Raw genomic sequence first — 25,122 nt, 5'->3', positions numbered from 1 at the left:
CGAGCACCGCTCCGGCCGGCCGATTCAGCGATCCGATCGCGCGGCCAGCGCCACGGCCCCGAGCAGGGCGATCAGCGCGACGGCGACGCCGAAGCCGGGCAAGCTGTCGCCGGAACCGCCGTCGTCGGAGCCGTTCGCGTCGCCGTCGGCGTCACCCTCCGAGCCGTTGGCGTCGATCGCCAGCTCCGGCGCGACCGTGCTCAGCGCCTCCGTGGAGGGGCCGGAGACGATCGTGACCTGGTCCCCCTCGGTGACGACGGCGACCGAGCCCTCGTAGTCGCTGCTCGATTCGAAGGCGTAGACGTTCGCGTCGTCGGCGGTCTCGCTCGCCCCGCGGATGTCGAGCAGTTCGACGTAGGCGTCGGCGAACTCCTCGGCCTCGGCGTCGTCGGCCCACGCGGTCCGCCAGACGGTCGCGGTCTCCTCGCCGGACTCGTAGACGGCCATCCGGTCGCCGCGCCAGCCCATCGCAGGCTCCTGCTGGTAGCTGACCGGGCCGACGTCGGCCGCCTGGCCGTCGGGGCCATAGTTGTAGATGTCGCTCGGCGGCTCGATGATGTTCTGCTCGAACTCGCTCTCCAGGGACGGTGCCATCATCATGCTCGCGATCCAGCCGGGGCCGACCTCGTCAGTGTCCGACGCGTTGGGGATCGTGAGCTGCTCCCAGTCGCCGGATGGCTCGACGTCGATCTCGGGATCGACGAACTCGGCGCCCTCGGCCGCTGCCGGATCGATGATCGTGACGGACGTCTCCGGGATGTAGTCGTAGAGCGCGTTCACCGCGTCCCAGCCACCGCTCTCCTGGTAGAGCTGCTGGACGAACGGCGGCCCCTCGTAGTAGGGGAAGGCTCGCTCGAAGGTCACGCCGAAGCTCGGCGGATCGGAAGCCTCGCCGCTCCCGCTTCCGGGTTCGGATTCGGGCTCGATGCAGGGCTGGGCCCACCGACCTTGCTCACAGCGCTGGGTGAACCGGTACTCGAGCCAGTTCATGTCGCCCTCGATCACGCCGAGCCACGCATTCTGCTCGTCGCTCGTCATCGGTTCGGACTGAGAGAGGTTGAACTGCTGGTCCTGGAGCGCGTGGCCCAGCTCCTGGAACAGCGTGGACTCCCGGATCGGCGTCGTGCTCCCCTCCGGCCGCACGAGCACGATGCGGTCCTCCTCGATGAAGTACTGGCCGAGCGTGCCGTTGGCCTGGGTCTGCTCGATCACGCCGACGCCGCTCTCCTCGTCGGGGACGACGAGCATCGTCTCGAACTGCGCGTCCGTCGAGCGCGACGTGGCCTCGGAGACGTTCGCGAACCGATCGCCGGTGCGCTCGGCGAACTCCTCGTTGGTCAGGATCTCGATCGGCGGGAGCCCCTCCTCGAACGGAAGACAGCGAAGCGCCTCGACGCGGGCCGCCGTGCGCGCTGCCACGCTCTTGAGTTCATCGTCGTTCAGTCCATCACTGGTGTCGACGTCGAGGGGCTCGTCGTACCAGACGCCGTCTACGAACCCGATCGTGCCGGTGGTGCCGCCGGCGGGATCGGCGTAGTCGTCGGGCATGTCGGCAGCGCAGGGCTCGACGAGGGGCGCCTCGCCGTCCTGGCTGGCTGCGTCGGCGGGCGTCGTCGCCATCGCACCGCCGGCGACGAGCGCAACCGCTCCGATCGCGAGCAAGAGTACCGTCCACCGCCGGGGTCGGACCGATCGCGGGGCCATTACCCGGCGTTGGAGGGGACGCCCCTAAAGTCGACCGGGCTGTCGCAAGCGCTGCAACTGTCGGGATTCTTCACCGTGAAGCCCGGCGACGGACCCCGGCAGTCGCGGTCCTCAGAGCTCGACGGCGAGCATCGTCTCGTCGACGTACGCCCCCTCGATCACGTAGTGGTCCTCGCGGACGGCCTCGATCGACCAGCCGTGGCCCTCCAGAAATGCGATCGCCTCCTCGTTGGTCGCCGGAAGCGACTGGTAGACCTTCTCGAAGCCCCGGCTCGCTGCCCACTCCAGACCGCGCTGAAGGAGGTGGCTGCCGATCCCGTTGTCCCGGTACTCCTCGAGGACGCCGACCGTCAGTTCCGCGGTGTGGGCGAGCTTCGCCAGCTCCGGCGAGCGGAGGTGGACCCACCCGACGACCTCGTCGTCGACGGTCGCGACGAAGAACATTCGCGACTCGATTTCGTTGTGCCGGAGCAGCGCCTGGTCGTGATCGACCTCCTGGGCGACCGTCTCCGCGACGATGTAGCTGCCGTCCTCGACGACCTGGCGCATCGCGCCCACGATCCCCGTCAGGTCGGCCTGACGGGCTGGCCGGACGCGGAAGGAAACCTCCTCGCGATCGAACTCCTCCGCGACCTCGTCCGTGTCGATGGCGACCTGCAACTGCCCGTCGGGCGTCCGCTCGAGGTGGCCGTTCCGTCGGAGGATCGCGACGTGGTGGCGGAACCCGCCGGGATCGTGGGGAAGGCAGTCCGCCTGGGCGTCGTCCGGGTCGACGGCGCCGTGTTCCTCGACGTACTCGTAGAGTGCCTTGCGGTCGTCGTGGTCGAACTCGAGGGGCCGGCGGAGCGTCATAGCCGTGCTAATGCGTCACACGTTAATATACGTTTGTGGTGGTTCGGATCGCTGTGCGGAGGACGGTCGGACTGCCGAGAATCCGTCGAACAGGGGCTCGATCGGTGCTACGCCAGCGAACGACGGGCGCGGAGCAATCAAAAAAAACAGACTGCCTCGTTCACATGGGACAGCAGAATCGCGACCGGGCGTGAGCCGATCGACGCCGTGGTCGTACGACGGTGCCTGCTCAGTCGATCTGGACGACGTCCACTTCGACGTTCACGTCGTCGGGTGGGGACGGCTCGCCGACGCCGACGTCGGGCGCCTCCGGTTCGGCACCGTCGGTCGCCCCATCGCCCTCCGTCGTCTCGACGTCGCCGATGGTGGCCGATCCACCGCCACCGTCGGAGACGCTCGGCGTGCCGATGACCAGTCCACTCCCGTCCTCGGTCGTGTTCATCTCGACCGGGACGGAGCCGCCACCGTCGGATTCGAACTCGACGAGCGCGATGACGTCGTTGTAGTCCGGGTCGCTCTCGTCGTCGTGTTCGAGCGCGTACTCCCACATATCACCGGGGACCTGCTCGGTCGTGGTGGTCATCTCGAAGAGGAACACCGCCTCGTTGGGATCCAGCGTGAGCTCGTTGGTCTCCGGATCGATGCGGTCCGAGGCGCCCTGGTTGAGGATCTGCGAAGCGTTGCGCTGGTCCGGGAGGACGCCCGAGACCTGCGGAACCTGATCGCCGTCGGTCAGGACCTGCACGTTCTCCGGGTTCTGGTTCGTGCTCGCGTCGACGCGGCGCGCGATCGAACCGAGTCCGTTCGAGGGCTGGTAGTCGTACCAGGTCACGCCCTCCTCGGTGCGCTGATTGACGTACTGGTAGCCGCCGGCGGGGTTCCAGTACGTCGACCGGAGCGTAATGGTCGTGGATTCGCCCGCGGACTGCTCCCAGCTGTACTCGTAGGTGTCCGTCTGCGTGTCGTAGGAGTTCAGGTTGCGCTCGTCCTCGACGTCCCCCTCGTCGTTCTCGAACTCGTGGACCTGTTCCTCGCCGTCGGTCTCCTGGAGCACCGAGACGCTCGTCGGCGCCCAGCGCTTGCTCCACTCGGAGCCGGAGTTTGGCCACTCGCCGGAGATCTCCGTGCCGAGGACGGTCACCGTTCCCTCGCCACCGCCGCTGATCGCAACCCCATCGTCGCCCTCGTCGAGCGAAGAGAGTTCGAGCGTGCCCGAGGCCGACTCGTCGCCGTACGCGACGGTGAAGGTGTGGTTGCCGGCGAGCGAACTGACGTCGAGTGCGAAGCTGACCGTCCCTGTCGATCCCCAGCGCGTGGTGACCGACTGCTGGGGCGTGCTCTCGAAGTCGATCGCGGTGCCGTCGGGCGCAGTCATCGAGAGCGTCGCGCTGTCGGTGCCGTTCGCGAGCCCGGCGTTGTCCAGCGTCGCGGTGATCGTCGCCGATCCGTTCGTCACCGTCGCGTTCACCGACTGGACGCCGAGATCGCTTCCCGGTTCGCCGATGTAGACGGAGCCCTCGAGCGTCTCGGTCTCGCCGCCGCTGTCGAGCGTGATCGCGTAGTCGTGGGTCTGCCCGGGGGCGAGTGCCGCGAGCGCGTCGCCGTCGATCTCGAGCGTGGCGGTCTCGCCGTCGCCAGGAGCGAGCGAGACAGTGGTCGACGTCGCGGGACCGCCGACGACGTCCAGCGTGAGGTCGCCCGAGGCCGTCTCGTTGGCGACGTTTTCGATCGACACCGTCGTCGCGAACGACTCGCCGACCGCGAGCGTCGTGGCGCTGGCGTCGACGTCGGTGATCCTGAGATTGCCCACGACCGCCCCGCCGTCGGGTCGGTCCGCGATCGTGAATGCGTCGGTGACGGTCCCGTTCGGACCGGTGACGGCGTACTCGTAGTAGCCCGCAGCGAGCCCCGAGACGTTGACGTCGAACGCGACGGCGGTCGCGCCGCCGCCCGCGACGTCGACGGGACCGACGGTCTGTGGCGGGGCGTCGACGCTCGGGTCAGTGAGATTCAGTGAAACCGAGCCGGTGCCGTTTTCCAGGCCGGCGTTTTCCAGGGTCGCCGTCACGGTGAGATCGTCGTCACCGTTGGCGAGCTCGTGCTCGACGGTCGCCAGCGAGACCATCGGCGCGGTCGTTCCGAACGTGACCGAGCCGTTCGTGGTGCTGACGGCCGTTCCCGTGCCGTTTCGGACGGTGATCGAGTACTCGTAGGTCGTTCCCGGAGTGAACGACGCGTTGATCGTGGCCGCGTCGATCGTGAACGCGGCCTCGCCAGTGTCGAAGGCGTCGACTGCCAGCGTCTCGTTCCGGGAGACGTTGGTGCCGGTGACGTCGAGTTCGACTGTCGCGTTCGCGTTCTCGAACGCGTCGTTGGCGATCGCCGTTTCCACGGTGAAGGCGTCCCCGGGCGCGAGTGCGGTCGGGGCCTCGACGGACTGAATGCCGAGTCCGTCCACCGCAATCGGGGCCGTCGCGTCTTCGATCGTCGCGACGACGCTCTCCTCGGTCGGCTGGGTAATCGTGACGTTGCTCGTCGTGGCGACCGACTGCTCGAAGTGCTCCGCCCAGGCCTCGTGGTAGGGGCTCTTGACGTTGATCCGGAGATCGGTGTAGTCGCCGGCGGGACAGGCCGTCAGGAGGGTCTCGATCTCCTGGGAGAGGTGCTTTCGTTCGGTTTCGTTGGGCTCGGCGACGAGCTGGCCGGAGTCGGTCGTCGTCGCAGCCGAAACGGAGAGCACCGAAACCGTGGTGCCGTTCGGCCCGTGGCTGATCGGCGGTGCCTGCTCGATTGCGAGCCCACCCTCGGTCTCCGACCAGATCGCACCGCCCTCGTAGATCATCGCCCCGTCGCCGCCCTCGTAGCGGAGCGCACCGAGATCTTCGGTCAGTCGCTGAGAGCAGGCGTTCGCCCCGTCGTGCATCGATATCGTCAGCGTGCCGCCCTCGACGACCTCGGCGTCGACGGCACTGCCGCCCATCGGAATCTCCTGGGGATCGCCCGTCGTGGCAGCTTCCGACAGGACGCTGTGAGCCTGCATCGCGGTGTCCTGCGTCGTCTCCCACTCGGTGGTGTCCTGCACTGACTGCAACGCCATCGCCCCGATCGCGATCGTCAAGAACGCCGCGACGACGATCACGCCGATCAGGACGACCATCCCGAGGACCTCGGACTGGCCGCGGTCGCGTGGATGGTCGTCGCCGTCGGAGAGGGCATCTGATATCGGCCGCATTGTGGCGTAATTTATTGATCCAACGTAATAGAATTAACTAACGGGAGCGGACAGGTTATCCGTGCTAGCGTGTGACAATAAGGAGGAGGATAGTCCGAATTCCGCGCGCACGAACGGGGGAACAGCCGTTTTGAACGCGAAGCAGGCGTCGCCTCAGCCGATCACGATGCCGCCGACCTCGACGTTGATCTCCTCGGGGCTGGAGGGGTTGCCGGGATCCGGCGACTGGGGCTCCGGTGACGACGGCTGGCTACCCGTTCCCGGACCCTCAGTGCCGCCGCCGAAGTCGATGTCCTGTGGTCCCGAGTCGTTGGTCTCGTCCGGGTCGCTCGGTGCAGGGCCGAAGGAGACCGAATGATCGCCGGCGGTGAGGGTCACGTCCTCGGGGTTGTCGGGGTTGAAACTCACCTTCGCGATGACGTCGTTGTAGTCCGGATCGCCTTCTGTTCCGTACGCGTCCTCCCACATCCCGGGGTAGGCATCCTCGGTCAGCTCGAAGAGGAAGATCGCTTCGTACGGTCCCAGCACGACCTTTCCGTCCTCCAGTTCGACGCCATTCTGTTCGAGGATCTGTTTGGCCGACCGCTGATCCTCGCCGGACGTTTCCGGGTTCGGCACGTCGTCACCGTTGGTCAGGACCTGTACCGCCTCCTTGTTCGTATCTGCTTTGGCATTGACCGTGCCGGCGGGATTGTCGTCGAGTACATCACTGCCGGGCTGTAAATCTTCGATGCCGTTAGCGTAGCTTTTGGTTTCTTCGTCCTCTACTCCCCAGTAACTCGAACTGACTGTCAGGCTCGCTGTCTCGCCTTCCACCTGCGTCCAATGAGTGGTATAGACGGCATCCTGCGTATCGTAGGTGTTGAGATTCGTCTTATTGTAGTAGCTTGAATCGTCAGTTGCCGTATTGTTGAAGGGAATAACCGACTTTTCGCCATCGATCTCGAGGATCGTCGACACCGTGGTTGGCGCCCAACCCTTATGAGGTGGATCGAGATATCCGCAACTGTATCTGTTGCAACCGAAATCGGCAAAGTAAGATATCTCTGTCCCCAGCACGCTCACCGTCCCGTTCCCAGGCGCGGTGAACGAGACGTTACCGTCGCCAGTGTCGGCCTCGCCCTCGCTGAAGTAGCCCTTGACGGTCTCCTCGCCGTAGCTCACTTCGTAGCGGTACGCACCGCTGAGATTTCCGACGTCGAACCCGAACGGCATCTTCGTCTGGTTCGCTGCGCCGAGTTCGATCGGTTCCCCGGTATCGACGCTCCCCAGTTCGTCGTCTGTCTCGTTGTCGTAGATCGTCAACGTCGCGGTGGCCGACCCGGTGTCGTTGCCGTGGTTGGCGAGCGTGGCGTTGATCCACCGGTAGTCGCCGTCTTTCTCGGTCCAGTGGTCGTCGATCTGGAGGGACGCATCGGGCTCCAGCACGACGAAGGAGCCGGGGAAGGACTGCGCCTCGCCGTCGTTCGCGATCGTTACCTCGTACTCGTGGGTGGTTCGCGTCGCGAGTTCGTCGGCGATCTTCTCGCCGTCGAGGTGGACGGTCACGTTCGTTCGCGACGCGCCGTCGATCGCCACGTCCTCAAGCGTCGTGGAGAGACTGTCGTTCAGCAGCTCGATGGACACGTCGGTCGTCGTGTCGTTCGCCGCGGTGTTGTAGAGCTGTACCCGGACCTCGAAGTCCTCGCCGCTCTCGATCACGTCGCTCGCCGGGTCGATCGCCTCGACGCGCACGTCGCCGACGATCGCCCCGCTGTTCTCGAGGGGATCGTGGATCGTGAACGAGCGTTCCAGGGTGACGCCGTCGTGACGGAGTTCGTATTTGTACGTGCCCGCGCGGAGCTCCGAGACGTTCATCTCGTAGCTGATGCCCTTCGTGCCGCCGTAGGCGGGCACGTCGATCAAGGGGTCGTCGACGGGATCGGGCATGTCGACCTCGCTGTCGGTGATCTGGAACTCCACCGTCTGGTCGGTGGCGTTCGTCGTGAACGTGTTGATGAGCGTCGCGTTCACGAGGAGCGTGTCCTCGTCGTCCACCAGCTCGTGGCTGTCGTCGAAGAACGTGACGTTCCCGCCGCCGCTGCTCTCGAGGAAGAAACGGCCGGTCGTCTGCTCCACGACGGTACCCTCGCCGTCGAGGAGATAGAGGGTGTACTCGTGCGCTTCGTTCGGTGCCAGCCCGAGATCGTCGATGAGATCGGTCTGGCGCTGGAGCGGGAGATTCGCGAAGGAGGCGCTCTCGTTGCCGACCGTCGGCACAGTGATCGGCGCGGACGTATAGTTGTGCCCGGCGATCCCCAGCGTGACGCTCGCCTCGCGCGCGTTGAACCCGTCGTTGGTGAGCGCGACGTCGACGCTGAAGTTATATGGGTCGGGACTGTCGCCGTGAGGGCCGACCACAGTCGGTCCGGAGACGTTCGCGAACCGCAGCCCGCGACTGGCGTGTGCGCTGGTGGCGTTGGTGATCGTCGCAGTCACGGTCTGGTCGTCCGGACGGCCGACGGTGACGTTCGGGCCGGTGTCGACCGCCGCGTCGAAGTGCTGCTTCCACGCGTCCGCGTAGTTCGGGCTCGTCACGGTGATCTCGAGGTTGGTGTAGCCGTTCGCGGGACAGTGGGTGAGCATCCGGTTGGTCTCCTCGACCATCGCGGCCTGCATCGACTCGTTCGGCTTGGCCATCTGCCCCTCGAAGGAGTCCTCCTCGGCCGTCACGGTCTGGATCGAAATCCGTGCCGTCTCGTTGTCGAAGCTGATCGGCGGGGCGCGCTCGATCGAGAGGCCGCCGTCCATCTCCTCCCAGATCGCGCCGCCCTGGTAGACGACGGCACCTTTTGGCGTCTCGTAGACGATCGCGCCCATGTCGGCCTGCACGGGATCGACGTCGTCGACCTCCGCCGAGCAGACGCCGCCGGAGCCGTCGCGCATCTCGATGGCGATCGATCCCGACTGCTGGACGTCCATCTCGACCCCGTCGCTCACCGAGAGTTCACGGGCTTCGCCGCTCTGCAGGGCCTCCGAAATCGCCTGGTGGGTCTGGAGCGCACTGTCGACGGCGATTTCGTGCTGAGAACTGCCCTGGACATCGTCGATGAGCGCGCCGCTGGTGACGAGTACCGCGGCAGCGCCGAGGAAGATCATGCCGAAGAGAATGACGATCGCGATGACGTCGGACTGCCCCTGAAGCCGGGACTCCCGACCTCGCAGCCGACGTCTCGACGGGCCGTCCGTTTGTTCCGCTGAACGGGGGCGTTTATCCATGTCAAATGCTGTTGTCTGGCCACTAACTTAATAATGTTTGATAAATAACGAGCAGCTAACCGTTATTTCATATGTATTCAGCTAATATATTCTCTGTATAATTCTCGGTTGAAACTGGTTTCGGCGCTCCCCCCGATCAGAGCCAGGGGGACGGGCTTCGTCGGAAGACTGGATCGCGACCGTTCGGAGGCTGCGTGCAAGAGATGCCGGTGGTCGGTCGCTGCGGGGCGAAACTGTCCTGATCCTTCGGACGAAGGTAAACGTATGGACCGCTGTGCAGCAACCGCCTGCGATCGGCAGGCTGCCGTCCGCCTCCACGTGCCGTGGGGTGAGGACCGGACGGTCTGTGCGGCGCACGCTCGGTCCCTGGCGACGAAGGATGGCGTCGTCGCCGAGCCCCTCGGGGACGCCGACGGTGAGTATCCGTAGACGGCGAGGGGCCCCAGATCCGTATCGGCCCCGACACCACTTTGAGGGAGCCCGTCGAACCCCTTCGCCATGCGACCCGCGATCGAGCACGACGACGTGACCGAATCCGGCGTCTACGTCGCGGGCAACGAGCTTCGCTACCTCCGGGCCGGTCGGGAGAACGACTCCGCCGTCCTCCTGCTCCACGGCGGTATCGTCGACGCTGCACACCTCTCGTGGGGCTCCGCGATCGGCCCGCTCGCGGCCGAGCACGACGTCTACGCACTGGATCTGCTCGGCTACGGACTGAGCGACGTGCCGTCGGGCCCCTACACGACCGAACGCCACGTCGACGTCGTCGCGAACTTCATGGACGTCGTCGGACTCGACTCGGCACACCTCGTCGGGACGTCGCTCGGCGGTGGGATCGCGATCCAGCTCGCACTCGAGCAGCCCGAGCGCGTCGACAAACTCGTTCCGGTGAGTGCGTTCGGGCTCGGGACGGAGCTCCCGAACGGGCGCCGGAGCTGGCTGCTCGCGAAGCTCGGCGTGTTCAACCGGGCGGGACTCTGGCTCGCATCACGGCGCCGTTCGATCGCGAAGTCGAGCCTCGGAACCGTCGTCTCCGATCCCGATTCGCTGCCGACCGAGCTCGTCGACGCGTTCGTGGCCGAGCTCCAGCGACCCGGGGCCGGGGACGCCTACCGGAGCTGGCGAGCGGCCGAAGTCGGCTACGGCGGCTGGAACACGTACTACTACACCCGTCTCGACGACCTCGAGTGCCCGACGCTGTTCGTCCACGGCGGTCAGGACGAGCTCTTCCCCGCGCGGTGGGCGGAGCGCGCGGCGGGGATCGCCCCCGACGGCGAGGTCGAGGTGTTCGAGGACGCCGCACACTGGCTGCCGCGTGATCGACCCGATCGCTTCGAGGAGCTCGTGACCGCCTACCTGCGCGAGTGACGTAGAGGAGTGCCGCGCGAATAACGGGCGCGCTGGCGGCTGCGACGGCAGGAGTCGAGAACACCCGGGCAGCGATCGTCGCGTCGAGATCCAGTTTGGGCCACCGGAGGAACGAGCCCGCTCCACCGCGCGATTTAACCGGGCTCGCCAGCAACGTCGTCGCCATGGAACGCCGCCACGCGCGATTCCCATTCTTCGAAAGCGCCCGCGAGGCCGTGCAGGCCGCGGACGTCGAAATCGGGGCGCTCGTCGGCGGCGCCGACGGGACCGGAGACGCCGACGAGATGGTCGTCAGGCGTGCACGCGAGCGCGTCGAGACCGCGCTGTCGGAAGGACACGTCGGAACCGGCGGCGAGACGGGCGACGAGACCGGCATGCACCGATCGACGCGGATCGAGCTGCTCTCCTACCCGATCGCGCGGATCCTCGTCTCCCTGCTCGAGGAACCGATGGCGATCGAGGCCTACGCCCGCGCCGAAGCCGCGACGGCACGTCAGCGGCTCCAGGCGGCTCTCCCCGAACCAGGCGGGAGCGCCAGCCCCGGAGGTGGGATCGCCGGCGACGATCCCGATCCCGATCTCGACGTCGACGAACTCCTCGCCGAGTTCGGGCTCGCGGAAGCCGTCGACGGCCGCGACCCGTTCGCGGTCGACGTCGCCGTCTACCTCGAGCTGTCGCGTGATCTCGAGGGGGACGAGTGGGCGCTGGTGAACCGATCGCTCTCGGCGGGGCGCGTTCCCGTCGATCGCGGCGAACTGTACGATCTCCTCGAGCGGGCGGTCGCCGACCGCGTCGCCGACGGCCTCCCGCTGTCGGTGCCAGACCAGCTCGCGGAGGCGCTGTCGGCGCCCAGAGAGACGATCGAGGGGATGCTCGCCGACGAGGAGATCCCGCTCTCCTTCGATCGCGTCGAACCGGCACAGTTTCCGCCCTGCGTGATCGCCCTCCTCGAACGGGCTCGCGACGGCGAGACGCTGCCGGCTCACTCTCAGTACTCGCTCGTAGGGTTTCTCGGGGCCGCGGGAATGGACGCCGACGCGATCGTGGAGCTCGCGGGAGGCGAACTCGATCGCGAATCCGTCGACTTCCAGCTCGCACACGTCCGCGACGAGCGTGGACTCGAGTACGCACCGCCGTCCTGTGCGTCGATGGACGCCTACGGCGACTGCGTCAACAAGGACGAGCGATGTGACACGATCAATCATCCGCTGTCGTACTACGAGTCCGCGCTGGCCGACGTCGCAGAGGAGTGACCGACGAGTGTGACGGCGGCAGGATCTCGGTTCCAGTACTGCGGCGAATCACCTGGTAGCGTCGACGCCGAGGGACAGGCAGTAGCCTCGCCAGTCACACTCGAAATGCGCCTGCTCGAACGAAAGGGGGTTACGCGCTACTCGAATCGGAGCCGTCCTCCTCGGCTTCGGGGATCGTCACAGTGTAGGTCAGAACGACGCCGGCGACCGCCATCAACACGATGAATGCGACGATAGCGTAGACGACCATCTCGCCGCCCGACGGGCTGAGGATCTGGTGACCGTTCGACGCCTCGTCGGTGTAGTTCAGCCCGATGACGTAGAGCAACGCCACCATGATACCGACGCCGGTGAGAGAGACGCCGATCTCGATAAGCCGCTCGCGCGCGATCATACCGTTGGCTCGGCGAGGACTCGGCAAAAGCGTGTCGGAGAGGACATTGGATCCGACGTGCCCGGTACCGGCGCCGACGAAGGGCATCGTTTCGTGTCGACGAGGAAGGAGCCACGAGGATCGCGTGGGCGTTGCACCCCTCCGTTTCAGGTGGAAATACGCAGTACAGTGGCGTGATGCTTCGAACCATCAATACGCGTCTATCGGTTGTTTCCGTCCAGAAGGAGCCGGCGGACCCGTGTCGTGGTCCCACGAGAAGGCGAGGTTCCCTGTCGTCAGTGCTGTGGCGCAGTCAGGTCGCGGAACTCCTCGCGAACTTTCTCGACCTTCGGGAGGATCTGCGCCGCGCAGTAAGGCTTGTCGGGATTCTTCTCGAAGTAGTCCTGGTGGTACTCCTCGGCGACGTAGAACTCGCCGATCGGTTCGATCTCGGTGACGATCGGATCGTCGTAGACGCCCGCGGACTCGAGCTCTTCGACGAACGCTTCGACGGTCTCGCGCTGTGCGTCGTCGTGGTAGTACACCGCGGATCGGTACTGGGAGCCGACGTCGGGGCCCTGTCGGTCCTCCGTCGTCGGGTCGTGGATGCTGAAAAACACTTCCAGCAGGTCGGCGTAGGCGACGACGTCCGGATCGTACTCCACGCGAACCGCTTCCGCGTGGCCGGTGGTCTCGCGACAGACGGCCTCGTAACTGGGATCCTCGACGTGCCCGCCGGTGTAGCCGGAGGTCGTGGACTCGACGCCGTCCAGCTCCTCGAGTGCCGCATCGATACACCAGAAGCAGCCGCCGGCGAACGTCGCTCGTTCGGTCATACTTCTCCTTCGAGCCGAATCCGGTTAAGCCCACGGCGAGTCGGCGGCCCTCCGGGGCCGGAATCCGCACTTCGATGGACGCTTCGCGGCCGAAGTTACTGCGGCGCGTCGTCGGTGCGCAGGAGGGGAGGGGAGAGCGAAGGGGAGCGGAATAGGGGAAGAGAGGAAGAGGGGAACCCCTCCGTTTCGACTGGAGCAGCCGCCGGTCGTGGCCGAGATCGGTGCCGAGTTGCGAGAACATACTAGATTTCCCAACAACAATACCGCGCTCCACCACCTAAATACGGGACTGTAATGGATTACGGATACGGTTTCTCAGTATGTGTGATAAAGTTTCCCCTATTCAAATCTCGCTGCCGGCCCCACACTCCCTCCGCGTTCCAGTTGAAACGAAGGGGTGCCCCTCTCCCGTCAACTGCGGCGAGCGTCGTTGCCGATCGCCCTCGCCACGTGCCCCTCCGATCGTCCTCCTACGGTCGTGGACCGAGTTTACTCGCATCCTGCGACTTCGAGGCTGGCCGTCGCCACGCGAGTACCACGAGAAGTGGTGCTGGCCAGACCGGATCGTCGCGAGCCGCGGAAATTCGCCAGTGCCGTGAATGTTCGACGACCGTTGAAGGAAGCGTTTAAGTCACTGGTCTACCTCGGGTTCCGCTGCACCGATTGCGTGGTAGCGTATGATCGAAAGGGGAAGAATTCGGGGGTGTGGCGGGGTTAGCGGCCGTCCGCGAGCGCCTTCGCCGCGTATTCCAGGCGAAACGAGGGGGTCGATCGCAGCGTGAGCGGCGATCCCGACCCCGACGCCGAATTCGACCCAGATTCCGCGGAGGCCGAGGACGACGCCACCGAGGCGTCCTCCGAGGACGCGAGCGACGAGTCGAATTCTGCGTTCGAGTTCGACGTCGCACAGAGCGTCCTCGGTGATCACCAATCGGACAACGACGCCGATCGGGCTCCGGACGTCGACGACGGGCCTGACGCCGACGACGGGTCTGATGCCGACGCGACGGCCGACGGCGCGACGCAACTCGACGACGCAACCACGCCGCCCGACGACGAAACGACGGCAGATCTCGACCTCTCGACAGGCGTCGACGACGTGTCTGCCGTCGACGCGGAGCTCGATCGCGATCTCGACGGCGACGCCGAAGCAGCATCCGGATCCGCTGACGAGGAGGGGCTGTTCGACGATCTCCTCGCCGGCGACCCGATCTTCGTCAGCAAGGAGGTCCTTCGTCCCTCCTACACGCCACGGGAGCTGCCCCACCGCAACGAGCAGATCAACAAGATGGCGACCATTCTCGTCTCCGCGCTACGCGGGGACACGCCATCGAACATCCTCATCTACGGGAAGACGGGGACTGGCAAAACCGCGAGCGCGAAGTACGTGAGCCAGGAGCTCGAGCGCACTTCCCAGAAGTACGAGGTTCCCTGTGACGTCGAGTACATCAACTGCGAGGTGACGGACACCCAGTACCGCGTCCTCGCACAGCTCGCCAACCAGTTCAACGACCAGAACCGGGAGGCGATTGCCGACGCGATCGACGACCTCGAAGCGCTGCGCGAGCGCGCACAAGAGGATCCGTCCGTGCTCCAGTCGAACGCCTTCGACGCCAGTCCCACGGGCGATGGCGACGACTCCTCCGCCCAGGACGGTGGGCTCGCCGCCGAGTACGACGTCTCGTCGATCGACGAGATCGACGATCGGATCGAGGAATTCGAGGCCGATCGCGACGACATCGAGGAGGTCCCCATGACGGGATGGCCGACGGACCGCGTCTACAACGTCTTCTTCGACGCCGTCGACTACCGCGAGCGCGTGGTCGTCATCATGCTCGACGAGATCGACAAGCTCGTCGAGAAGTCCGGTGACGACACGCTGTACAATCTCTCGCGGATGAACTCCGACCTCGAGAACTCCCGCGTCTCGATCATCGGCATCTCGAACGACCTCAAGTTCACCGACCTGCTGGATCCTCGAGTCCGCTCGTCGCTCGGCGAGGAGGAGATCGTCTTCCCGCCGTACGACGCGACCCAGCTCCAGGACATCCTCGAACACCGCTCGGAAGAAGCGTTTGAACCCGACGCGCTCTCCGAGGACGTCATCCCGCTCTGTGCGGCCTTCGCCGCCCAGGAGCACGGCGACGCCCGGCGCGCGCTCGATCTCCTCCGTACCTCCGGCGAGCTCGCCGAGCGCGACCAGGTCGAGGAGATCCAGGGCGATCACGTCCGCAAGGCACAGGAGAAGATCGAACTCGATCGCGTCGTCGAGGTCGTCCGCACGTTGCCGATGCAGTCCAAGATCGTCCTCTACGCGATCATCCTCCTCGAGAACCGCGGCGTCGCCGCGATCAACACCGGCGAGGTCTACAACGTCTACGACCAGCTCTGTGACGAAATCGACGCCGATCCGCTCACGCAACGGCGCGTGACCGACCTCATCTCCGAGCTCGACATGCTCGGGATCGTCAACGCCGTCGTCGTCTCGAAGGGCCGCTACGGCCGGACGAAGGAGATCAACCTCTCCGTTCCACGAGAGGAGACCGAAGCAGTGCTGACCTCGGACTCGCGGCTCGGCGAGATCGAGGACACCCAGCCTTACGTCCAGTCGCGGTTCGACGGCTAGGGTCTGTTTTCGTGGGTGTGTCAGGGGGTGTTTGGCTGATTCGACTACTAGGGAACCCAATTGCTGACCGCGGAGTGACTTGGACAGCAGACAGCTTGGATACCGGGAGATCGCAGATCTCCCGACGTCGCGGGCGTGGCCCGCGACAGCCCCCTCCCGCTCGCGTTCGCTCGCTCGTTGCGCGCCTTGCCTCACTCGCTTCGCTCGTTCGGCTGCGGTGCTTGTTTCCGAAAAGCTCGCTACCGCTCGCTTTTCGACGTTCGCCTCGCACCGAGAGACTCTCTTCGTTCGTCTCTCGAGCCCTGCTTCGCTTCGCTCAGCAGGACGTTGCTCGGCTCACCGTCGCGAGCGAACGCGACCGGTCACCGGGAGACCAAAGGTCTCCCGAGCAGACGGACGTAGTCCGTCAACGGCCCCTTCCAGTCCCACCCGGTGGATATCGGGAGGGTCTTCGCCCCGCTGGATCGCCCAAGAAGCGGTAGCCAGCGGGCGATCCCCAGTGCTTCGCGCGCCCAAATACCCGGCGCATTTCGCTTCCCAAGCCGTTCTCAGGGAGGGGCTTCCGTAGCGGGCTGCTGCCCAGCTCACTCCACAGCTCAAAACTGAGTTCCCGAGTAGTCGAATCGATCGCCCGAGTCCGTCCGAGACCCATCGACGCGCGTAAGTCCCCCGACTCCCAACCGCTCATTCGCGTGCGAGGGTAGCCAAGCCCGGAAACGGCGGCGGACTCAAGATCCGCTCCCGAAGGGGTCCGAGGGTTCAAATCCCTTCCCTCGCATGCCTGAGCGCTCACCTGCGCTCGCATGCACCCGTCCGATGCAGACGCACACCGCGTTTCGGGCGGATGGCAAGACGGAGCGTCTTGCCCTCGCAACTGGTTCTACAGCCTTCGAGCGGCAGCTTCGCTCTCTTACAGGACGGCTGCACCAGCTCCCGCGACTCGACCTCGCCACTGGGATCTGCGGGTCGCTAGCCACGTCAGAAACGCTTTATTGTGTAGGAATAGTACAAAATGTTATGTCCAGACTCTCGACCGCGGACGCCGACGTGACCAGTCAGCGGGACGGCACGGCGGACCCAGAGACGGAGACTGGATGGCCGATCACGCTGTGGTTCGTCACGGGCGCGTTTGCGCTGTCAGCAGCGCTGACCCTGCTTCAGGGCGACTCGATGCTACACACGAACGGTGCGGTGACTGCCGTACCGGCCGCTCTCGTTTTGCTCGTGATCGCCGGCGGGCTGTGGCACCGACAGCGGTGGGCGATCGTCGGTGCGATCGCATTGCAGGCTGCCGGACTCCTGCTGGCCTTCCTCACCGTCGACTTCCCGGCGGTCGTGGGATCGCTCGTCCTTCTCGGGGCCATGTTCGCCATCCCGGCCCACGTCTGGGAGTGAACACGCTGGATCGGTCGCGTTGCCTCGACGCGCGCGACCGGAACGCTGAAGCGCCGGGCTGCCGGGCAATCGCGCATGGACGACGTCTTCGATCGGCTCGACCCGGAGACGGTCTGGGCGGGCGTGGTCGCCGCTCTCGCGCTGGCCGGGACGATCGGCTCGCTCCTCTTCCCGACGCAGGTCTACGACCAGTTCATCTGGAAGTACTACTGGGGCCCCGTCGCCGCGGACGGCAAGGGCGCGACCTGTGCGGTGCGGGAGGGCGGATCGACCAGCTTCTACGGCACCCAACAGGCGTGTGCGTCGGCGTCGGGCGTCCTCGCCGAACCGGGCTACACCGTCGTCTCGACGGTGAGCTACGCGGTCCTGCTCGTTCTCCTCCTCGCGGGCGTCTACTTCCTCGTCGAGCGCCTCGAGATCGAGGCGGAGGTCGAGGCGCTGTACCCGCTGTTCCCGTGGGTGCTCTTCGGTGGCGCGCTCCGCACCGTCGAAGACGCCAGCGTCGCGATGCTCCGCGCCACCGGTGATCCGGCGATTCCGTTCCCCTGGAGCGCGGCGATCATCAGTCCGTTCATCTACGTGACGGTATTCCTCCTCGCAGTCGTCGCGATCGTCGCGAGCGTCTGGCTCGAGCGGACCGGCCGCGTCGAGCGCTGGGAGCGTCCCTTCGGAGCGACGGGCGTCCTGCTGTTCTCGATGGCGATCCTCGCGCTCTCCTATCTCGCGGCGACCACCGAGCCCGTCGAGTTCGACCCGCTCATCCTGGTCGTCGTGCTCGTCGTCGCGACAGCGGCCACGGCCATCGCGTGGTTCGGAACGGAGGCGTACTGGCCGGAGGTCAACGTCGGCACGGGGATCACGGGTACCCTGATCGTCTGGGGCCACTCCGTCGACGGCATCGCGAACGTCATCAGCCTCGATTGGCCCGGAGCGTTCGGCCTCGCTCACGACTACAGCCCGAAACACGTCGTCAACTCCGGCATCCAGGACGTCACCCGGTCGATCCAGCCCGCCTGGCTGAACGACGCGATCGGCGTCACCTGGCCCTTCTTCCCGATCAAGGTCGTCGCAGCGGTGCTCGTGCTCTGGCTGTTCAACGACGAGATCATCGAGGAGAGTCCGCGCTACTCGGTGCTGATGCTCCTGGCGGTGCTCGCGGTCGGGCTCGGACCGGGGACCCGGGACGTCCTCCGGGCGGCGTTCGGCGTCTGATCGCGGGGACCACCGTCACCGCTGTCCGTCCGGCACAGCTCTTCCGAGCTCAGGTTCGTCGCTGGTGACCGACCCGATCGAGCGTCTGCTCGGGGACGTACCGATCGCCACACTCGGGACACTCCGCCACGGAGACCGTCTCGTCGCTCTGCACGCCGAGGGGCGTCGCGTCGACGGACCGTTCTTGCAGGGCGCCGCCGCAGGTTGCACAGCCGAGATCGAACTCGGTGGTCATCGGGCCCACCATGCCAGTGCGCCCGCCAGTGTGTCATTCACTCCCATAGCAACTATTCACACGTTCGCCGCGAGTATAAATATATTCGAAGCGACCTGATGGGACGATCCGAATTCGATCGTACCGAGGGGAGCAGCGCCGCTCCGATCGATTTCTCCGGTGAGCGGAGTCGGAGACTGTGCGACCTGGATTGGACGGACGCGTCGACGGTCACGCTCGGTTCGCTTCGCTCACCTGCGCGTGGTGCGTTTTCGATCTCTCTTGAATCGAGAGAGAGAGCTACCGCTTCGGTACGTCGATCTTCGAGAATAGTCCCACCTGGATTCGAACCAGGGTCGCGAGCCCCAGAAGCTCGCAGGATTGGCCACTACCCCACGGGACTGTGCGGCTGAGAGTAACCCGCGCCGTCTTGTAAGCGTTGCGCGTTGGATTCGACGTGCGACGGCGTGACACTCCACGACGGCGCAGCTTCCCGCGGCAGTTACTCCGGAACCGATAGCGTCGCAGTGGTCCGGAGGTCCCGCGAGGACCGTCCGACGGCGAGTTCGTGCTCGCCAGCCTCCACCGCCCACTCGGCTTCCTCCTCGTCGTAGTACGCGAAGTCCCGGCGATCGACCTCGAGCTCCACGGTTCGTTGCTCTCCGGCGTCGAGTTCGACGGCGTCGAAGGCGACCAGCTCGCGAGGGGGCCGGTCGATCGCTTCACCGGGCGAGGACAGGTAACACTGCACGACCTCGCGCCCCTCGCGATCGGCCGTGTTCTCGACAGTGACCGAGACGGTCGCTTCCGGCCCCGTCCCGTCGGCTGCGTCCCCGCTCGATTCGACCGATAGCTCGCCGTACTCGAAAGTAGCGTAGCTCTCCCCGTGGCCGAAGGGGTAGATCGGCTCGACGTCGGCGTCGTCGAAGTGCCGGTAGCCGACGAAGACGCCCTCGTCGTACTCGACAGACCCCGCTCGGCCGGGGTAGCTTTCCTCGGTGTTCGCCGGGTAGTCCTCGGGGGCGGCGCCGAAGGTGACCGGGAGCCGCCCGCCGGGGTCGGTCTCGCCACAGAGTACGTTCGCGACGGCGTCGCCGTCGGACTGTCCGGGGTACCACGCTTCGACGATCGCGTCGACGGACTCGCGCCAGGGCATCGCGACCGCACCGGAGGTCTTCAGGACGACGACCGTTCGATCGGCCACCGCCGCCACGCGTTCGATCAGCTCGTCCTGATCGCCCGGCAGCGCAAAGTCCCGATCCGCACCCTCGCGGGCGTCGTCCTGTGCGATCACCACTGCGACGTCGGCCGCCGCTGCAGCACGCTCGGCGTCGGCGATCTCCGGTCCGTCCGACCCGCGGAACGGCAGCTCTGGCAGCGGACTCTCGACGAACCCGTCCATCTCGATGCGCTCGACGCCGCGTTCGACGGTGACGTCGACGTCGTCGCCGAGGGTCTCGCGGAGCCCCGCTGCTGGCGCAGTCGTCCGGACGGCGTCGACCTCCGAACTCCCGCCACCGCCGACTTTCGGCTCGTCGGCGTTCGGGCCGATCAGCGCGACCGGATCGAGATCGTCGCCGTCGGGATCTAGTGGGAGGACGTCGCCGCCGTTCTCGAGGAGGACGGTGCCCCGCTCGGCGATCTCCCGTGCGAGTTCGGCGTGGTCCGGCGCGTCGATCGCGCCCTCGGGCCGGGGATCGTCGCCGGCCGCGGCGTCGAGCAGCCCGAAGCGCTCGTACTGGCCGAGGATGCGGCCGACCATGCAATCGATGTCGGCCTCCGTCACGCGGCCGTCGTCGATCGCTGCTGTCAGCTCACTCCCGAAGTGGCTCTCCTCGAGGACGTGTGGATTCGGGTTCTCCGGCTGCCACGGCGCGGTGAGCAGCTCCGCAATCCGCCGTTTCGGGAACCACGCACCGTCGGGCAGTGCGTCGAGGAGATCGAGCATCTTGCTGCCGTGTTCTTGCCACTCGTAGACCGGCATCCCGGGCATGTCGAGGTCCATGCCCGCCAGCGCCGCGTCGGGGCCGTCCGTCGTCGCCCACCAGTCCGAGACCACGAACCCCGAAAAGCCCCACTCCTCCCGGAGAATTTCCGTGAGGAGACGACGATGCTCGGTGGCGTGGGTGCCGTTGATCCGATTGTACGCCGCCATTACCGAGGCGACGTCGCCCGATTTCACGGCATCCTCGAACGCCGGGAAATAGAGCTCCCGGAGCGCGCGCTCGGGAATCTCGGCGCTGACGGTGTGGCGGTCGGTCTCCTGGTTGTTCGCGGCGTAGTGTTTGACCGTCGCCATCACGCCGGCGGACTGCACGCCCTCGATCGTCGCCGTCGAGCACGCGGCGGTGAGTGTCGGGTCCTCGCTGTAGTACTCGAAGTTCCGGCCACACTGGGGCACGCGGGCGATGTTGACGCCCGGCGCGAGCAGTGCGTCCTGCCCCGCGCCGCGAGCTTCCGTCCCGATCGTCCCGCCGAAGCGCTCGGCCAGCTCGGGATCCCAGCTCGCTGCGAGCGAGACCGTCGCCGGGAACGCCGTCGAGCTGACCGCGCGGATGCCCATCGGCCCGTCGACGAGAGAGAACCCCGGGATGTCGAGGCGCTCGATCGGGGGAACGTAGCCCGTCGCGATGCCGTCGGGATCCACGGCACCTTTGATAAGCACGCGTTTCTCGCCGAGCGTGAGTTCCTCGAGGAGTGTGGCGACCCGGTCACTCCGCGGAGCTTGCTCGGCATTCGGGCTCGACTCCGTCGATCCGTCTGTACCGTCCGCTGTCGCGTCCGCCGCTCCGTCTGTCATGACTCCCCATCCGTCGTCCTCCCGTTAGTAACCTCGGACCGTCTGACCGCCCTCGGCTGGTACGCGCTGTATAACAATCATCGGCCGAGCGCTCGTGTCGTGATGGCTGGTGCGACGCGGAGTTCGGCCAGCCACTCGGTTCCCCGCTCCCCAGGGTTCCGGACCGCCGCCGTCCGACCCCCCGGTGGCGGTCTCTACCCGCCTTCGATCGCGGGTCCGCGACTCCGCGGCAATCACTACTATGCACACGTTCACAGAAACGGACGAAGGAAAGCGGGTCGTGAACGCGTCGGGCGACAAAATCGGCGTCGTCAGCGGCGTTCGCAACGACACCGTCTACGTCGACGCAGACCCCAGTATCAGCGACCGCATCCGTGCGCGACTCGGCTGGGAATCGGTCGACGAGGACGACTACGTACTCGAACAGTCGAAGATAGACACCGTCACCGACGACGAGATCAGGTTGAAACGCGACATGTAGCTCGCGGCGTCGGTCCCCCTGACGTTCACTGCGAGCCGATCGCTTGCCGTCTCCTGGTCGGTCGACCATGCAACGGCGGGCGTCGGGTTCCACTCCACACCCTCCTCTCACCGTTCGATCGACGTCCTCCGTCAGTGCGCTGCAGTGAAGCGACCGCCCAGCGCAATCGCCATCTCGCGATGCGCCCTCGAGCGTCTCAGCCCACGAGTGCCGTCCGAGCCGCCACTCTCGGGACGCTCGTCGCTACCTCGCGTCGAGACGCTCAGCCACCGACTCGACGTGATCGACGCCGAGGACGGCGACGACGGCCCCCGATTCCGCAATCGAGGCGAGCCGGTCAGCCATGTGGGCCTCCCGGAGCTCGTCGCGCGTCGCGACGGATCGGTCCCGTCCGAACGCCGCCGCGACCGACCGCGCGAGCCGCACCTGCTTTCGCTCGTCCCGGGCCTGCTCGGCTGGCGGATCGTCGGCCGTGACCGCGTGCTCCCGCGGGGCAGAGAGCTCCGGTCCACGACCAGTTAGGGCAGCGAGCACCGCTCCTGCCCTGCAGGCCAGTGCGTGCCCGGAGGCCCGTGCGAACCGTTCGACGGCCGTGCGAGCGGTCGGCAGCGGCGGCCGCTCCGCGAGGAGGTGCCGCCCGAGCTGCACCGCGAACCCCGGCGTCGGGCCGTCGATCCCCGCCGTTCGATCGGCGTCGCTCGCCTGGATCGCGGCGCTCATCTCGCCGCCGGTCTCGGGCGGCCACGACGCGTCCTCGGCGTACCGTTCGAACAGCGGGACGGCGAGCGGCGGCAGCTCGAGGGCGAGCGCGTCGTGGTTCCGGTCGGCGATGACGCGCTGGACCCTGGCGACGCTCGCGGGGTGGTCGTGGACGACGCCGACGAGCGTGATCGTGCCAGCGTCGGCGCTCGGACTGGCTCCGCCAGTCCGTGCTTCGCGTCCGTCGGTCCGCCGGTCAGATCGCCGCGGCTCCGCGCGTTCGATAGTCCGAACGTACTGGGTCGAGTGCCGGGGATCCCCGTCCCCGCTCTCGCCCGCGTCACCGCACGAATCGGTGGAGTCGCCAGCCATCGGTTCCTCGTAATCGCTCCCTACGGTGAGGTAGGGATCGGCCCACTTGAGGCTTGACGCTACATCTATTCACGCCGGACGTGGCTCCGGCGACCAGCCCTGGTTGGAGCCCCGGCCCATCCGGCGCCTGGCAGGTCCACCTAGAGCACGCCGTACTCCTCGTAGACCTCGTCGATGGGCATGCCTTTCTCGATTTTCTGACGCTCTTCGGTCTCCTCCTCGTAGATATCCTCGACGCGCAGGAGCACCTCGTCGACGACCTCGCGAGGAATCAGCTGGACGCCGTCGAGGTCGCCAAAGAGCCAGTCGCCGGGCCGGACCGTGACGTAGTGGCTGAGGTGGCCGGGAACGTGGATCGGCTGTGCGACCTCGATGATCTCCCAGCCGCCGTGCCAGTTCGGCGTCGTGCCCAGCGTGTACACCGGGAACTCCTCCATTTGCTGGACGTAGCGCGTGTCACGGACGTTGCCAGCACAGAGCATCCCCCGCGCCCCGTGGGCTTTCGCGAGCGTACAGCTCATCTCGCCGAAATGTGCTGGCTGCATGTCGCCGCCGGTGTCGAAGACGAGCACCGAGCCGTCTGGATCCGACTCGACCGTTCGCATCAGCTCCTTCTGGGGATGCACGCCGTCGTTCTCTCGTTCCCACTTCTCCTTGAGGTAGTCCTCCACTTCGTCGGTCTTCGGGTAGGTGTGGAGCTTCACCGGGAGCGCGCGGCCGACGAGTGTCTGGCCGCGGTTGATCCCGAAGAAGTCCTGGTCGAAGACGGTGCGACGCAGCCCGACGTCGTACAGTGCGTCGGCGACGCTGCCCCCGTAGCCAGCCTCACGGAACCGCTCGATCCGCTCGAGGTCGGTAACGTCGAGCTCGCGCGGTTCGTCGTCGAGGTCGAACTGGTAGTCCGGATCCATGGCCTGGGTCTCGGCGAGTGGCCATTTGGTTCTGTGGGGCGGGGCAGTCCGTGCGCGGATGACTCACGACGTGTCGGTTCGACGCCCAACGCGATCGGTTCCGTCGCCGACCACTGCCAGCCATCGGCGCACTCAAGGAGGCGGCACCCGGACGCCTCCACATGACTACGTTGCGCGTCGCCGGCGGTCGCGTGCTCCGCCCCGACATGACGATCGAGCGTGCAGACGTCCTGGTCGACCAGAACGCTGGCGAGATCCTCGCGGTCGGCGATCCGGATGCTGCCGGCGATTCAGAGGCGATCAACGACGCTCCCCCGTTCGACGACGCCGACCGGACGCTCGACGCCGAAGGCGACCTCGTCGTCCCCGGACTGATCAACGCGCACACCCACGTCGCGATGACGCTGCTCCGCGGGCTGGCCGACGACAAACCTCTCGACGCCTGGCTCCAGGAGGACATCTGGCCGGTCGAGGCCGAGCTCACCGCCGAGGACGTCCGGGTGGGCGCGGAGCTCGGCATCATCGAGATGATCCGCTCGGGGACGACCACCTTCTCGGACATGTACTTCCACGTCGATGCGATCGCCGACGCCGTCGACGACGCGGGGATTCGCGCCGTGCTCGGCCACACCGCGATCACGGTCGGCAAGGACGAGGACGCCGCGACCGCGGACGTCCAGCAGAGCGTCGACGTCGCCGCCGACCTCGACGGCGCTGCGGACGGTCGGATCTCGACCGCCCTCCAGCCCCACAGTCTGACGACAGTCGACGAGGACGCCCTGTCGACCTTTGGAGAAACCGCCGAAGCATCCGAAAGTCTCCTCCACTTCCACGCAAACGAGACCGCAGACGAGGTCGAGCCGATCCTCGAGGAACGGGGCGGCACGCGACCGCTCGCGTGGGCCGACCAGCTCGGCCTGCTTCGCGAGGATGCCGCGCTCGCGCACTGCGTCCACGTCGACGAGTCCGAGCTCGACCTCCTCGCCGAGCGAGGCACCGGCGTCGTCCACTGCCCCGCGTCGAACATGAAGCTCGCCAGCGGGATGGCGCCCGTCCAGGCGATGCTCGATCGTGGGATTCCAGTCGCGATCGGCACCGATGGCGCCGCCTCGAACAACGACCTCGACGTCTTCGACGAGCTGCGAGACGCCGCCATGATCGGCAAGCTGGCGGCCGACGACGCTGCCGCCGTCGCCGCCGAGGACGCCGTCCAGATGGCGACCGCCGGCGGTGCGGACGTCCTCGGGATCGACGCCGGCCGGATCGAGCCCGGGGCAGCGGCCGACCTCGCCGTGATCGACCTCGACGCCGCCCACCTGACGCCCCAGCACGACCTCGTGAGCCACCTCGCCTACGCGGCGCGGGGCAGCGACGTCCGGCACACAGTGTGTGACGGAACGGTGCTGATGGCCGATCGCGAGGTGACGACGCTCGACGAGGCGGCCGTTCGGGAGCGTGCTGAGCGACACGCAGCAGCGCTCATCGAACGGGCCGGTGCTGACTGACTCGGGTTGGCGAGAAGGAAAGGGGCGTTCG

18 protein-coding genes and 2 tRNA genes are annotated in these 25,122 nt (G+C 66.6%); 9 read left to right on the top strand and 11 right to left on the bottom strand.

Annotated features, from left to right (window positions below; translation table 11 throughout):
- Positions 1–24: 24 nt before the first annotated feature.
- The 4 genes from ACZ5KP_RS08520 to ACZ5KP_RS08505 all read right to left on the bottom strand — a co-directional run bounded on the left by ACZ5KP_RS08520 (position 25) and on the right by ACZ5KP_RS08505 (position 9,046).
- Positions 25–1,704 (bottom strand): Hvo_1808 family surface protein, encoded by a 1,680-nt coding sequence (locus ACZ5KP_RS08520; protein ID WP_460922440.1) that lies wholly within the window; start codon positions 1,702–1,704, stop codon positions 25–27.
- A 111-nt stretch (positions 1,705–1,815) separates the two neighbouring features.
- Positions 1,816–2,556 carry a GNAT family N-acetyltransferase gene (locus tag ACZ5KP_RS08515; protein WP_460922443.1) on the bottom strand — a complete coding sequence of 247 codons (741 nt, stop codon included), beginning with the start codon at positions 2,554–2,556 and terminating at the stop codon, positions 1,816–1,818.
- Positions 2,557–2,785: 229 nt separating this feature from the next.
- On the bottom strand, positions 2,786–5,788 hold the full coding sequence (locus ACZ5KP_RS08510) for a DUF7289 family protein (protein ID WP_460922445.1): 3,003 nt from the start codon (positions 5,786–5,788) through the stop codon (positions 2,786–2,788).
- Positions 5,789–5,941: 153 nt separating this feature from the next.
- Entirely contained in the window at positions 5,942–9,046 is a 3,105-nt protein-coding gene (locus ACZ5KP_RS08505; protein ID WP_460922447.1) for a DUF7289 family protein, read from the bottom strand.
- Positions 9,047–9,310: 264 nt separating this feature from the next.
- Between ACZ5KP_RS08505 and ACZ5KP_RS08500 the strand changes: the two genes are divergently transcribed.
- The 3 genes from ACZ5KP_RS08500 (at position 9,311) to ACZ5KP_RS08490 (ending at position 11,667) form a co-directional block, all read left to right on the top strand.
- Complete coding sequence (locus ACZ5KP_RS08500; protein WP_460922449.1) at positions 9,311–9,475, top strand: hypothetical protein; 165 nt, start codon at positions 9,311–9,313, stop codon at positions 9,473–9,475.
- A gap of 69 nt (positions 9,476–9,544) precedes the next feature.
- Positions 9,545–10,414 (top strand): alpha/beta fold hydrolase, encoded by an 870-nt coding sequence (locus ACZ5KP_RS08495; protein WP_460922451.1) that lies wholly within the window; start codon positions 9,545–9,547, stop codon positions 10,412–10,414.
- 164 nt (positions 10,415–10,578) lie between these two features.
- A complete protein-coding gene (locus ACZ5KP_RS08490) occupies positions 10,579–11,667 on the top strand; it encodes a DNA primase regulatory subunit PriL (RefSeq protein ID WP_460922453.1) in 1,089 nt (362 codons plus the stop codon).
- Between the two features lie 130 nt (positions 11,668–11,797).
- On the opposite strand, the gene ACZ5KP_RS08485 is transcribed toward ACZ5KP_RS08490, so the two are convergent.
- Positions 11,798–12,061 carry a DUF7472 family protein gene (locus ACZ5KP_RS08485; RefSeq protein ID WP_460922455.1) on the bottom strand — a complete coding sequence of 88 codons (264 nt, stop codon included), beginning with the start codon at positions 12,059–12,061 and terminating at the stop codon, positions 11,798–11,800.
- A 275-nt stretch (positions 12,062–12,336) separates the two neighbouring features.
- Entirely contained in the window at positions 12,337–12,876 is a 540-nt protein-coding gene (msrA, locus tag ACZ5KP_RS08480) for a peptide-methionine (S)-S-oxide reductase MsrA (RefSeq protein ID WP_460922457.1), read from the bottom strand.
- Between the two features lie 778 nt (positions 12,877–13,654).
- Here msrA and ACZ5KP_RS08475 point away from each other — a divergent pair.
- From ACZ5KP_RS08475 to ACZ5KP_RS08460, 4 genes are all read left to right on the top strand, one after another.
- On the top strand, positions 13,655–15,502 hold the full coding sequence (locus tag ACZ5KP_RS08475) for a Cdc6/Cdc18 family protein (RefSeq protein ID WP_460922459.1): 1,848 nt from the start codon (positions 13,655–13,657) through the stop codon (positions 15,500–15,502).
- Between the two features lie 694 nt (positions 15,503–16,196).
- Positions 16,197–16,280, top strand: a tRNA-Leu gene (locus ACZ5KP_RS08470).
- A gap of 239 nt (positions 16,281–16,519) precedes the next feature.
- Positions 16,520–16,897: a hypothetical protein gene (locus tag ACZ5KP_RS08465; RefSeq protein ID WP_460922461.1), complete on the top strand. Its 378-nt coding sequence runs from the start codon at positions 16,520–16,522 to the stop codon at positions 16,895–16,897.
- Positions 16,898–16,972: 75 nt separating this feature from the next.
- Positions 16,973–18,109 (top strand): DUF63 family protein, encoded by a 1,137-nt coding sequence (locus ACZ5KP_RS08460; protein WP_460922463.1) that lies wholly within the window; start codon positions 16,973–16,975, stop codon positions 18,107–18,109.
- Positions 18,110–18,158: 49 nt separating this feature from the next.
- Here ACZ5KP_RS08460 and ACZ5KP_RS08455 read toward each other — a convergent pair whose 3' ends face one another.
- The 3 genes from ACZ5KP_RS08455 to ACZ5KP_RS08445 all read right to left on the bottom strand — a co-directional run bounded on the left by ACZ5KP_RS08455 (position 18,159) and on the right by ACZ5KP_RS08445 (position 21,123).
- Positions 18,159–18,344 carry a DUF7479 domain-containing protein gene (locus ACZ5KP_RS08455; RefSeq protein ID WP_460922465.1) on the bottom strand — a complete coding sequence of 62 codons (186 nt, stop codon included), beginning with the start codon at positions 18,342–18,344 and terminating at the stop codon, positions 18,159–18,161.
- A gap of 309 nt (positions 18,345–18,653) precedes the next feature.
- A tRNA-Gln gene (locus ACZ5KP_RS08450) sits at positions 18,654–18,726 on the bottom strand.
- A gap of 99 nt (positions 18,727–18,825) precedes the next feature.
- Entirely contained in the window at positions 18,826–21,123 is a 2,298-nt protein-coding gene (locus ACZ5KP_RS08445) for a beta-glucosidase family protein (RefSeq protein ID WP_460922467.1), read from the bottom strand.
- A 241-nt stretch (positions 21,124–21,364) separates the two neighbouring features.
- Between ACZ5KP_RS08445 and ACZ5KP_RS08440 the strand changes: the two genes are divergently transcribed.
- Entirely contained in the window at positions 21,365–21,604 is a 240-nt protein-coding gene (locus ACZ5KP_RS08440) for a PRC-barrel domain containing protein (protein WP_460922469.1), read from the top strand.
- 243 nt (positions 21,605–21,847) lie between these two features.
- Here the strand turns inward: ACZ5KP_RS08440 and ACZ5KP_RS08435 are convergent, their stop codons facing one another.
- On the bottom strand, positions 21,848–22,675 hold the full coding sequence (locus ACZ5KP_RS08435) for a hypothetical protein (protein WP_460922471.1): 828 nt from the start codon (positions 22,673–22,675) through the stop codon (positions 21,848–21,850).
- Between the two features lie 140 nt (positions 22,676–22,815).
- Positions 22,816–23,586 carry an RraA family protein gene (locus tag ACZ5KP_RS08430; RefSeq protein ID WP_460922473.1) on the bottom strand — a complete coding sequence of 257 codons (771 nt, stop codon included), beginning with the start codon at positions 23,584–23,586 and terminating at the stop codon, positions 22,816–22,818.
- A 161-nt stretch (positions 23,587–23,747) separates the two neighbouring features.
- On the opposite strand from ACZ5KP_RS08430, the gene ACZ5KP_RS08425 reads away from it, so the two are divergent.
- Positions 23,748–25,091, top strand: a complete 1,344-nt coding sequence (locus ACZ5KP_RS08425; RefSeq protein WP_460922476.1) for an amidohydrolase — start codon at positions 23,748–23,750, stop codon at positions 25,089–25,091.
- The last annotated feature ends 31 nt before the right edge of the window (positions 25,092–25,122 follow it).

This window comes from Salinarchaeum chitinilyticum (assembly GCF_055390775.1).
Note: the sequence above shows the minus strand (reverse complement) of the source record. Positions and strands in the feature narration are given on the sequence as shown.